This is a genomic window from Undibacterium sp. Di26W, assembly GCF_049340265.1.
Lineage (GTDB): Bacteria > Pseudomonadota > Gammaproteobacteria > Burkholderiales > Burkholderiaceae_D > Undibacterium.
On record NZ_JBMPOR010000001.1, the window covers coordinates 243764 to 256173 of the forward strand.

The 12410-nt window shown below is 54.3% G+C and carries 10 protein-coding genes; 5 read left to right on the forward strand and 5 right to left on the reverse strand.

Annotated elements, in window-relative coordinates; translation table 11 throughout:
* The first annotated feature begins 28 nt into the window (after positions 1 to 28).
* From ACO0LM_RS01030 to ACO0LM_RS01050, 5 genes are all read left to right on the forward strand, one after another.
* A complete protein-coding gene (locus ACO0LM_RS01030; RefSeq protein ID WP_423033471.1) occupies positions 29 to 1117 on the forward strand; it encodes an ABC transporter substrate-binding protein in 1089 nt (362 codons plus the stop codon).
* A gap of 64 nt (positions 1118 to 1181) precedes the next feature.
* The gene (locus tag ACO0LM_RS01035) at positions 1182 to 3059 is read left to right on the forward strand and encodes a carboxylesterase/lipase family protein (protein WP_423033473.1); all 1878 of its coding nucleotides are present in this window, start codon (positions 1182 to 1184) and stop codon (positions 3057 to 3059) included.
* A gap of 179 nt (positions 3060 to 3238) precedes the next feature.
* A complete protein-coding gene (locus ACO0LM_RS01040) occupies positions 3239 to 4072 on the forward strand; it encodes a p-hydroxycinnamoyl CoA hydratase/lyase (RefSeq protein WP_423033475.1) in 834 nt (277 codons plus the stop codon).
* A gap of 37 nt (positions 4073 to 4109) precedes the next feature.
* Positions 4110 to 5588, forward strand: coding sequence for an aldehyde dehydrogenase (locus tag ACO0LM_RS01045; RefSeq protein WP_423033477.1), 1479 nt, complete (start codon positions 4110 to 4112; stop codon positions 5586 to 5588).
* A gap of 13 nt (positions 5589 to 5601) precedes the next feature.
* On the forward strand, positions 5602 to 7488 hold the full coding sequence (locus ACO0LM_RS01050) for a feruloyl-CoA synthase (protein WP_423033479.1): 1887 nt from the start codon (positions 5602 to 5604) through the stop codon (positions 7486 to 7488).
* Between the two features lie 287 nt (positions 7489 to 7775).
* Here the strand turns inward: ACO0LM_RS01050 and ACO0LM_RS01055 are convergent, their stop codons facing one another.
* The 5 genes from ACO0LM_RS01055 to ACO0LM_RS01075 all read right to left on the reverse strand — a co-directional run bounded on the left by ACO0LM_RS01055 (position 7776) and on the right by ACO0LM_RS01075 (position 12365).
* A complete protein-coding gene (locus ACO0LM_RS01055) occupies positions 7776 to 8891 on the reverse strand; it encodes a porin (protein WP_423033481.1) in 1116 nt (371 codons plus the stop codon).
* 166 nt (positions 8892 to 9057) lie between these two features.
* Entirely contained in the window at positions 9058 to 9897 is an 840-nt protein-coding gene (locus tag ACO0LM_RS01060; RefSeq protein WP_423033483.1) for a cyclase family protein, read from the reverse strand.
* Between the two features lie 85 nt (positions 9898 to 9982).
* Positions 9983 to 10756, reverse strand: coding sequence for an ABC transporter permease (locus tag ACO0LM_RS01065; RefSeq protein ID WP_423033485.1), 774 nt, complete (start codon positions 10754 to 10756; stop codon positions 9983 to 9985).
* A complete protein-coding gene (locus ACO0LM_RS01070) occupies positions 10753 to 11532 on the reverse strand; it encodes an ABC transporter permease (protein WP_423033487.1) in 780 nt (259 codons plus the stop codon). Before ACO0LM_RS01070 ends, ACO0LM_RS01065 begins: the two co-directional genes overlap by 4 nt.
* Positions 11529 to 12365, reverse strand: coding sequence for an ABC transporter ATP-binding protein (locus ACO0LM_RS01075; protein WP_423033977.1), 837 nt, complete (start codon positions 12363 to 12365; stop codon positions 11529 to 11531). Before ACO0LM_RS01075 ends, ACO0LM_RS01070 begins: the two co-directional genes overlap by 4 nt.
* Positions 12366 to 12410: the final 45 nt, after the last annotated feature.

Here is a 12410-nt window from a genome sequence, read left to right on the forward strand (position 1 = left end):
CTTCGCATTTGGGCTATTGGTTAGCCTTGTGAACCTTGCCAGCGGCGCCCATGCTGAAACTGTTGCCAATGATGGCACCGTGAATCTCGGCATGTCGCTGCCGCTGAGTGGGCCGCAAGCCAGCAATGGTCTGGCGCTCAAGGGTGGCGTGGAATCCTATCTTCAATACGTCAACCAGAACGGTGGAATCTTTGGTCGCAGGATACAGTTGGTGACACTCGATGATGGGGATGATGTGGCACGTACCGTAGCAAACACCAAAAAACTCCTGGATGAATCCAGAGTACTGGCCCTGCTCGGCTACCATGGTACGGCAGCGGCTGAAGCAGTACTGCCGCTGCTGGCAGTTGCTGGCGCGCCCCTGATCGGTCCCACCAGTGGTGCTGAATCCCTGCATGAACCGTTCAACCGCCATGTGTTTAACCTGTTTGCGAGTTATAAGGAAGAAACGGAAGCCATCCTCAATCAACTCGATTTCCAAACCTTGATCGAGGTCGCCGTGCTGCACCAAAATGACCGCTTCGGCCAAACCGGCTTGAAGGATGCTGAAGCGGTGATGCTGAAGCTCTCGCTCAGAAAGAATTCGGTTGGGGTGGTAGCGACTAATTCGCGCGACGTGGCACAGGCAGTCAAGACCATCGCTGAAGGAAAGCCGCAAGCAGTACTCATGATTTGCTCACCCCTATCGGCGGCGGAATTCATCAGGCAGATGCACAAGGCCGGTCTGTTTCCACAATTTATTGCAGCATCGTATATGGATGTCGGCGCACTGTTCAAGGAGTTGGGTCCGGAGGCGCGTGGAATCGCCATTTCCCAGGTTGTTCCGTTTCCGTGGGGCAGCGATCTGCCACTGCTCAGACAGTACCAGATGCTGGCGAAGCAGCACTCTGCCCAGCCAATTTCAGTGTACGGCTTGCAGGGTTTCATGGCAGCCAAACTGGCGGTAGAGGCGATGCAAAAAGCCGGTAGAAACTTCACACGGGAAAAGTTGCTCAGTGCATTGGAAGCTGATTATGACCTGGGCGGCTACCGGCTTCGTTTCAGACGCGATAATCACAGTGGTTCGAAGTATACCGAAATGACCGTGATTACACGCGACGGCAAGCTAAGCCGCTGAACTGCCAGGAACAATACCCGGATAGTCACGCATTACAATATTTATAATAAAACAAGGAGGCAACATGTTCTACATCTTGACTGTCATCGCCGTTACCGCCGTCACTGCGATCCTGTTTTCAAGGCGCAGCCGCAACACGCCGCTACCAGCACAGAAAACCACCGACCCTGCGTCATTACGCCATACCGCGCTCGGCACCGTTGTCGGATCTACCGACAAACACAACACACACGCCTGGCTTGGCCTTCCGTATGCACAACCACCAACCGGTGCCTTGCGCTGGAAAGCGCCACGCCCACCGCAGCCGTGGCATGGCGTGCGTGCAGCGCTGGCCAGCGGTCAGCCATCCGTTCAACTGGGTGGCATTACGCTGGAACTACCGCCCGAGCAATGGGGCAAGCTGGCAGGCTCAGAAGACTGCCTGACACTGAATATCTACGCACCCCAGATGCCGCCAGAAGACGTGCAGGCGAGCAGTTTGCCGGTGATGTTCTGGATACACGGCGGTGCCAACACTGCAGGTACGTCCGCCACCTACACTACTTTGCGCAACCTGGCGGGACAGGATAGCGTGATCATGGTTTCGGCCAATTATCGTCTCGGCATTCTTGGCTGGTTCGGCCTGGAAGAGTTGGAGCAAGATGATGATACTGCAGCCGACCGTTCCGGCAATTTCGGCACACTGGACCTGATCGCTGCGCTGCAGTGGGTGCGGCAACACATCGCCAGTTTTGGCGGTGATCCGGAAAATGTCACCGTGTTTGGCGAATCAGCGGGTGGCCTGAATACCTATACGCTGCTGGCCAGCCCGCTGGCCAAGGGCCTGTTTCATCGTGCCATCCTGCAGTCGCCGCTGATGGCTAGCTATACCATGGCGCAGGCACGCAACTACGCGGACAACCCACAGCCTGGTCATGCTGTTAGCTCGCGCGAACTGCTATGCCACTGGTTGCAGCGCGATGGCCGCGCCGCCGACCGCTCCGCAGCGCAGGCATTGATCGCATCCATGCCACCCGCCGACATAGCCAGCTTTGTACGCGGCCTGACACCCGAGGCGCTGCTGGCACCTATCACGCCGGGCGCACTGAGTTTCTATGATGCGCCCTGCGTGTTACAGGATGGCCATGTGCTGCCAGCGATGCCGCTGCTACAGGTATTTGCAGACCGCAGTCTTTACAATGCAGTACCGGTCATCATCGGCACCAACCGCGATGAATACAGGCTGTTCATGTCCAATAATCCTGCCTACGTGCGCATGTTGTTCGGCAGCATTCCGCTGATGCGCGACCGTAGCCGCTACTTGCGCCACGCAGCCTACATGTCTTCATTGTGGCAGGTCTCAAGTGCACTGGAGCCAGCCAGCGCGATGGTGGCTTCCGGTCATCACGACGTCTGGGTCTACCGCTTCGATTGGGATGAACAGCCGGCTGTGCCGTTAATCCAGCCACGGCTGTTGCTGGGTGCCGCCCATGTACTGGATGTGGCCTTCGTGTTCCGCGACCTGGATGGTGAATTTGATCCATTTCGCTCATTCACGGTGGCCAATTTGCCGGGGCGCAAAGAAGTATCAGGTGCCATGGCGGGTTACTGGACCCATTTCGCCCGTCACGGTCAGCCGGGCTGCGGCCCAGCCCTGTCCTTGCCGGAATGGATGCGCTGGAGCACTGAAGTCAGTCAAGCGCGCCTGATGGTGTTTGACACCAGTGCCGATGGCGGCACCCGCATGGTGACGCACGATGCCAGCATGGCCAAACTCAAGACAACGCTGGCGCAAGACCCGGCACTGCAGCACGATCCGCGCGAACGCGCCGAACTGTATGGCCGCATGTTCCTGTGGTCAATTTTCGGCGGACAAGAAGCACCGCATGCGCTGACCGCCTTTGCCCAGACGCACGGTTACGCTGGCAGTATCGACGATTTGCGTCCCAGCTATTGGCCATGATGATGTGCAGCAACCAAGCTGTCATGTGCGATGGACGGTGTCTTTTTTAGAGTAATTCAGAAGTCCAAAAAATAGCGCAAAAAAAGCTTGCATTACAGCCCAGGCAGAATATATTATAAGCTACATATCAGGTAACCTGATATTAACCTAACATCAACCGAGCATAAAGTGAGAACAAGATGAGCCAATATGACAACCGTTGGAGTACAGTAAAAGTTGAAGTTACCGGCGGCATCGCCTGGGTGACGTTGAACCGGCCAGAAAAGCGTAATGCCATGAGCCCGACGCTGAATCGTGAAATGATTGACGTGCTTGAAACCCTGGAGCTGGATGCTGAAGCGCAGGTATTGGTGTTGACCGGTGCTGGCGACAGCTGGACCGCAGGCATGGACTTGAAAGAGTACTTCCGCGAAACTGATGGCCAGCCCGAAATCATGCAGGAGCGCATGCGCCGTGATTGCTCGCAATGGCAATGGAAACTGTTGCGCATGTACAGTAAGCCAACTATCGCCATGGTCAACGGCTGGTGCTTTGGCGGCGCGTTTTCGCCATTGGTGGCCTGTGATCTGGCTATTGCTGCCGATGAAGCGGTGTTCGGCTTGTCCGAAATCAACTGGGGTATCCCGCCCGGCAATCTGGTCAGCAAGGCCGTGGCAGACACCATGGGCCACCGCGCTGCACTACACTACATCATGACTGGCGATACTTTCACCGGCCAGCAGGCGGCTGAAATGGGTTTGGTGAACAAGAGCGTGCCACGTGCCGAATTGCGCACCGCCGTGCTGGAGCTGGCCGACAAGCTGTTGGCCAAGGCACCAGTGGTATTGCGCATCGCCAAGAACGGCTTCAAACGTTGCCGTGAGTTGAATTGGGACCAGAACGAAGATTACCTGTACGCCAAGGTTGACCAATCGAATTACCGCGACCCGGAAAAAGGTCGTGCCCAGGGTCTCAAACAGTTCCTGGACGACAAGACCATCAAGCCCGGTCTGCAAACTTACAAGCGCGCATAAGACGCGTCCCACCGCCCAATAACACAGGAGATACGTCATGTCTGAAACCCGCGTTGAAACTCGCATTGAAACTCGTTTGTTGATTGGCGGCCTGGACCAGGCCGCATCCACAGGTGCCACTTTCCAGCGCCTCAACCCCGCCACTGGCGACACTGCTTCGGTCGCAGCTGCTGCCACGCTGGCCGATGCCGATGCGGCTGTAGCAGCGGCACAGGCTGCTTTCCCCGCCTGGTCCGCCACGGCACCGGGCGAACGCCGCCGTCTGCTGCTGAAAGCTGCCGACTGTCTGGAAGCACGTGCACCTGAATTCATCGCCGCTGGTGTGGCCGAAGCAGGTGGCGTACCGGGATGGTACGGTTTCAACGTGATGCTGGCAGCCGGCATGCTGCGTGAAGCGGCTTCCATGACTACCCAGATCGCTGGTGAAATCATTCCATCAGACGTACCTGGCCTGATGGCAATGGGTGTGCGTCAGGCCTGTGGCGTGGTGTTGGGTATTGCACCGTGGAATGCACCGGTGATTCTTGGCACCCGCGCCATTGCCACCCCGCTGGCTTGCGGCAACACAGTGGTGCTCAAATCATCTGAAATATGCCCTGCCCTGCACCGCCTGATCGGCAAAGTGTTCGAGGATGCTGGCTTTCCGGCTGGGGTAGTCAACGTCATCAGCAATGCGCCGCAGGATGCCGCCAATATCGTGGCACACCTGATCGCCAATCCGGCCGTCAAGCGCGTCAACTTCACCGGTTCAACCAAGGTGGGGCGCATTATTGCAAAGCAAGCAGCGCACTATTTGAAACCAGTGGTACTGGAACTGGGTGGCAAGAATCCGCTACTGGTGCTGGACGATGCCGACCTGGATGAGGCGGTACAGGCGGCAGCGTTTGGTGCTTTCTTCAACCAGGGCCAGATTTGCATGTCGACGGACCGCATCATCGTCGACAGCAAAGTGGCGGACCAGTTCGTCGAAAAACTGAAGGCAAAAACTGCAGGCCTGCGCGCCGGCAAACCGGGCCAGCAAGGCGCAGTATTGGGTGGCATGGTCGATAGCTCTGCCGCCAGCCGCGTAGCCGCCATGATCGATGACGCCCGCGCCAAGGGCGCCACGCTGGTCTGCGGTAGCACCGAAACCGACGGCAATGTGCTGCAACCGGCCATCATCGACCATATCACACCTACCATGGCGGTCTATCAGGAAGAATCCTTCGGCCCCATCGTCGCCATCATCCGCGTCGATGGCGACGAGGCAGCGCTGGCTGAAGCCAACGCCGGCGAGTATGGCTTGTCGGCAGCGGTCTTCAGTCGCGACATCTCGCGTGCACTGGCGCTGGCACGCCGCATCGAATCAGGCATTTGCCATATCAATAGCTCCACCGTGGCGGACGAAGCACAAATGCCCTTCGGTGGTGTCAAGGCCAGTGGTTACGGGCGCTTCGGTGGCAAGGCCGGCGTCGCCGAATTCACTGACCTGCGCTGGATCACCATCCAGAGTGGTCATCGCCACTACCCGGTGTGATGGAGTTGACGCTATGACGCAACTCCCCTCCACTGCCGTTGGCACGCTGGATTTGTCGCGCTACCGCCCGGTGCGTGTTGGTAGCGCGCCGATGCAGATAGATGCTGATGCCCAGGGGCGCTGGCACCTGGCCTCGCTAGAAACACTGGGTGCCTATCCGGACCGCATCACCGATTGTCTGGTACGCGGTGCTGAACAGCATCCGGGTCGCACACTGGTCGCGCAGCGCGGCCCTGATGGCGCATGGCTGCACATCAGCTACCGGGAAATGCTGGAGCAGGCGCGCGCCATCGGCCAGGCACTGCTGGATCGTGGCCTGTCTGCCGAGCGGCCACTGATGATTTTGTCCGGTAACGATCTGCAGCATTTGCAAATGGCAATGGGGGCGCTGTATGCTGGCATACCCTACTGTCCGGTGTCGCCTGCCGCCTCCATCATTACCACTGACTATACCAAACTGTCACACTTCGTGCGCCACCTGACGCCGGGCATGATCTACGCTACTGACGGCAGTACCTGTGCGGCTGCACTGGCAGCGGCCGTGTCAGATGAATTGAAAAATGAGGTGGAGATCGTGATCGACCGTGGTGATGCCGGGCGCGCCAGTACGCAACTGGCAGATTTGCTGGCTACAGTGCCAGACACCGTAGATGCGGCCAACGCTGCCAGCGGCCCTGACACTATCGCCAAATTTCTGTTCACGTCTGGCTCCACCAAGCTACCCAAGGCCGTGATCACCACTCAGCGTATGCTATGTGCCAACCAGCAAATGCTGTTGCAAAGCCTACCAAGTTTCGGTGAAAAGCCGCCAGTGCTGCTGGACTGGCTGCCGTGGAGTCACACTTTCGGCGGTAGTCATAATGTCGGCATCGCGCTATATAACGGTGGCAGCTATTACATTGACGATGGCAAACCAACTGCGCGTGATTTCGCTGTCACAGTGAGCAACCTGAAAGAGATCGCACCGACGGTATTCTTCAACGTACCCAAGGGCTGGGAGCTACTTACCGCCGCACTGCAGGACGACCCGGCATTGTGCCAGCAATTCTTTTCGCAAATGGAACTGTTCTTCTTCGCCGGTGCCGGCCTGTCGCAAGCTGCGTGGGATGCGCTTGAACAGGTCAGCGAAAACCAGTGTGGTCAACGGATACGCATCATGGCTGGTCTGGGCATGACGGAAACAGCGCCGTCGTGCACCTTCACCACCGGCCCGGTGATGATGGCAGGCTATGTCGGTTTGCCGGCACCAGCCTGCGAGGTCAAGCTAGTACAGGTAGACGGCAAGTACGAGGCACGTTTCCGGGGCCCACACGTTATGCCGGGTTATTGGCGTGCGCCGGAAGCCACCGCCTCTGCCTTCGACGAAGAAGGTTATTACTGCAGCGGCGACGCGGTACGTTTCGTCGATCCGGCACGACCTGAACTGGGATTGATGTTCGATGGCCGTATCGCCGAGGATTTCAAGCTCAGTAGCGGCACCTTCGTCAGTGTAGGTCCATTGCGGGCACGGGTGATCAGTACCGGCGCACCTTACATCCAGGACGTGGTGGTGGCCGGTCTCAATCGTGACAGCATAGGCTTGCTGGTATTCCCTCGCCTGGATCAATGCCAGCTATTGTCCGGGCTGGGAGCAGATGCAGACGCCACCAAGATTCTGTCCAGCCTGCCTGTACGCCGCCATTTCCAGCAGTTGTTGGCGCAATTGAACAGCAAGGCGACCGGATCGGCATCCCGCATCGAACGCATGCTGTTACTGGAGGAAGCACCATCCGTGGTAGCTGGTGAGCAAACCGACAAAGGCTCAATCAATCAGCGCGTGGTACTGACACGGCGCGCAGAGCTGGTCGAGGCGATGTATGCCGGCGTAGCGGGAACTGACGGGCTGCTGATTCTGGAGTAAAGCAACAAAGCAGCGTCCATAGCACTGCAAGAGCAAGGCTTGAGCGCAAAAACATCAGGTCACGGTGTTTTTGCGCTCAAATGTTGTGCTGTGACGCTGATTCCTCCTCGTACGCTCGCCTCTTCGTCGATCAGTTGAAAGCCAATTTGAAAAAATGCGATCTGGCCCAACTACGCTGGAAAAATTCTTCGCGTAGTGGAGCCAGGATAAAACTTTCTATGGTCAATAATAAAGACAGGCTGATCAAATACCAGCCTGCCTGCATATTTTTTACCGTCAAAAAGACTTTAGAAGCGGTGACGTATACCTAGCATGGCTGTTTTTCCATTTTCAAGACCCGTATATTGATCAAGCATGAAGACCGCGTAGACATCTGTACGGCGAGAGACAAAATGGTCATACACAATTGATGTTGTATTGCGGGTAGGATTAATCCCTGACGTTGCTGTTCCCACCGGGATTGTTGCGACTGCAGTGGGTGAATACGCAGAAACGCCAGTCGCTGGCAGTGTGATCGATGTATGTCCCCGCGATAGCAGTAATTTTCCAGTGGCGCTCAGTGGGATTGAGGCACCTAGCTGACTGGTATTGAACTTGCGATCAGAATTGACAGTGGTAAATTCCTGCTTGGTTTGGGAAAATTGCGCATAGAGTTTGGCAATGCCAACATCGTAAAAAGCACCCAGCATCAAGGATGTCTGTTTATCTTCGGTAGTGAATGCAAGTGGTGATTTTGTTTGCTCAAACGCGACACTCAAGCCCAACGGACCTTGAATATAATTTATATTGGCGCTCATCCGGTTTTTTCCGGTATTGCCTGCCACTTCTCCAAAGCTGTATTGAAAAGCGCCTTTTAATCCAGATAAATCCGGCGTGGTGTATTGCACTGCATTTGAAGCGCCACTGTCAGGTGTATTGAGTGGTGGAGTCAACAAGGGATTTTGCCCGCCTGTATAGGTATGCAAAAATATGGGCGAAAAGGCAGAAGAATCTCCCAGGGGATTAAATATAATCATCGACATAAAGTACGGTGTACTATTGCGACCTATACGTATTTCACCAAATTCACCATTCAAGGTCACGACGGCACGGCGCGAAAAAAGTGCATCGTCTGCGACGTTGGGTATGCCTGAAAATCGTCCACTCTGCCCTGTATCATTGCGGATAAAAGCCGACAAGTCAAAACCTGCCTTTAATCCATTACCCAAGTCTTCAGTGCCTGCAAAGCTCAAGTATGAGGTGCTCATGCCGCCGCTGTTCGAGACTGTGTTACTTTTCTGGCCTGCGTATTGCATGACACCCGCATTGACATCCAGCAGACCACTTACTGTAACACTTGATTGTGCAAATACAGACCCTGAAATCAGTCCTGCAAGCATTACACTGAGCGTCGTTTTTTTCATATTTGTCTCCGTTTTGTTATGGTAGGTAAATCGGTAAAATCACTGCGCAATTGCACATTTCTTCATTACTGCTTAGGTAAAACAATATTTTTTGGCGTAGAAGCCCCTGGCTTCATTTAATGAAGCCAAGCTGTTTCTTTTTTATGTTTAGGAAATACCGGTGTTTTTACCCGCTTGATGCCAAGTTTGAGGCCGGGATGGATGGCAGAAAATTGCTGTCAAAAATGGCGACCGCGCGGGTCCAGCCGGCAGATGCGCCGCGAATCTTTACCGGGAAACAGGACACCATGAATCCGCTGGCCGGAAGCGCGGCCAGATTCCCCAACTTTTCCAGATGGCAGTATCCAATGAGCCGCCCTGCCTTATGCCCTTCCCAGATCAGACTGGCATCACCGGTCTCTGCAAATTTTTTGGCTGTATGGGCAAACGGCGCGTCCCAACTCCATGCATCCGTGCCAGTCAGGCGCACGCCACGCTCCAACAAATACATGGTCGCTTCAAAACCCATTCCACATCCGGAACGCACGTAATCAGGCTGGCCGTAACGGGCTCCCGCTCCGGTATTGACCAGGACAATGTCCAGAGGCTGTAAACTGTGTCCTATGCGTTTCAATTCATCTTCAACATCCTGCGCCGTCACTACGTAACCATCTTCAAAGTGACGAAAATCCAGTTTGATGCCCGGTTGAAAACACCAGTTGAGATCAACTTCATCAATGGATAAGGAAGGTTCTCCCTCATTCATGGTTGAATGAAAATGATATGGCGCATCCAGATGGGTACCATTATGGGTATTGAGCTGCACGTCCTCTACCGCCCAGGCTTCACCGTCTGGCAAATCTTCTTTCTTGAGACCAGGAAAAAATGGCGAAATCTGTTCAAAACTCATCTGATGATTGGTGTAATTGATCTTTGGCCCCAGGCCTGGCGGATCGGAAATGACATCATTTTCCAGGTGAATTGAAATATCCACAAAGTGACGGGTTGCTGCTGTAGTGCTATTCAAGATGTTCTCCCTAAAACTATCATTCGTAAAAATAATTCTGCTGTTTTTCCACAGTTTTTCCACCACATCATCCGTGTTTCGCGTTCTATTTTTTCCAGACCAGCAAACGTTGTTCAAGCAAATGCAATAGAAGATTGCTTCCCAGCCCAATGCCGCCGAGCAGTAGCACGCCGGCAAACAAATCTGCGGCACGGAATGAGCGGGCTGCCAGCAAAATGGCGGTACCCAGACCGTCTTGCGATGTCAACATTTCGCCCACGACTGCCAGGATTAATGAAATCGTCAGCGACACCCGCATGCCTGCCAGTGCGTCTACCAGCGCATTCGGCAAACCAATTTTGACAATGAACGCGAAGCGTGACAGTCCAAGTACTTTTGCCACCTCGACCAGTCTTGGTTCTATATTGGCGAAGCCATGTATGGTTCCCAATAAGACCGGCCATATCGCGCCAAAGGTAATGACGAACAAAACCATCAATGGTGACAAGCCAAACAATGCAATTGCCACCGGCACCATGGCAGAGGCAGGTAATGGCCGGATGAATTCCAATGAAGGCTGCAACCATGCACGCATGCCTGCAGAAACGCCTATCAGGGTACCAAGCGCAATACCAAACAGAGATGCCAGTAACCACCCGTAAAACATCCTTGTCACGGTGCCACGTGTCAATGCAGGTAAATCACCGTTAGACCAGGCATCCTGCAATGCAGAAAATGTGGCTGCAGGTCCAGGTAGAAATACGGACGATATCCACTGCTGGTCGGTGATCAATGCCCAAAGGCCAAGCAAGATAATGGCGACAAAAATGCTGCCGACATGGCACACCAGCCGTAACGATGGTGCTGATAAGGTTTTCATCTGCCCTCCCGTATCAGGAATGGCCTGAAAAATTGCGCTTGCAAGCGGATAAGAACAAGATTCAAAGCCCAACCAATCACACCTATCCATATCAGCAAAGCCAACATCAATTCAGGCCTGAGATTCTGTTGCGCCGACATCATTGCGTAACCAAGACCATAGGGATTGGCTGCAATTTCAACCGTGACTGCCACCACCAGTGCTATTCCGCTTGATAAACGAAAAGCGATAAAAATGCGTGGTAATGCAGCAGGTAAGATAATTTTCTTCACCTGTTCACGAATAGATAAACCCAGCACCTTTGCGACATCCAGTAGTTGCCGTTCAACATGAGCGACGGCATTTTTTGTCAGCATCAACATAGGAAAGCAGCAAGTGAATGCAATGACAGTGATTTCCATGCGGTAGCCAAAACCAAATATCATCATGGTGATTGGTATAAGCGCCACGGATGGTATGGGCATCAGCAATTGCACAGTCAAAGCACCCAGACGCGAAGAAATTGGCGACAATCCGAACCAGCATCCGATTGCAAGGCCTATACCACCGCCCAATGCCAAACCAGCCAGGGCAGCACCGAGTGTCTGTGCGGTTGCGTTCCAAAAGTCTCTTTCACCCCACGCGCTCTTTAAAGCGAAAATGATGTCACTTGGTTTTGCCAGGGCATCGCTCTGTATGCCGGACTGCCGCATCGCCATTTCGGCGATACTCAATACGCAGAGAGGAACCACCCACCCGCGCAGGAGAGCCCACCCGTGCTGAAGTTGGAAGTTCATTCGTGATGCTCCTGAATAAAATCAAACAAGTGACGACGCAACTTCAAGAATTCACTATCTTCTCGTGTTGTCAGTTGATTTCTGGGACGTGGAATCGGCACCAATATCGATTTCGCCAGACTGCTCAGACTATGACCCGGATTGGCTCGCAAGGCGATAACACGATCTCCCAGATAAATCGCCTCTTCCAGGTCATGTGTGATGAACAACACGGTCGTACCGGTTTCTGCGACGATATCGGACAATTCATCCTGCAGATTTTGACGGGTCATGGCGTCCAGCGCACCAAAGGGTTCATCCATTAAAAGGATGGCCGGCTCCTGGGCAAGGCAACGAGCAATTTGTACGCGTTGCTGCATGCCGCCTGACAATTCTGCAGGATATTTCTCTGCGTGTCTGGATAAGCCCACCTTTGTCAGTAGCTGCATGATCCTGTCGGAATGCTCGGGCTTTGGGATACCCATCGCCTCCAGAGCCAGTGCAACGTTTCCTGTGACGGTGCGCCAGGGCAGCAAGGCTTTGCCATAATCCTGAAATACTATGGCAACATCTCTGGATGGCCCTGTAATTGGTCTGGCACTTGGTCTAGTCGTTGGTCCAGTACTCGGCCCAGCAATTACGCCGTCACTGCGCAGTATCTGCCCTGAACTTGGTGCAATTAATCCACTCAACAGGCGCAGCAAGGTCGTTTTGCCACAACCAGAAGGGCCAACAACGCAAACGAATTGTCCCTTGGCGATCGAAAAATCGAGCTGGTTGATAATCCTCCGTCCGCCCATATCCAGGCTAACCTGGTTGAAACGGATGATGTCCTGATTAGCATTATTTTCCATATTGAAGGATGCGGGATAATTTGCCGTCATATTGGTTCGTAACGC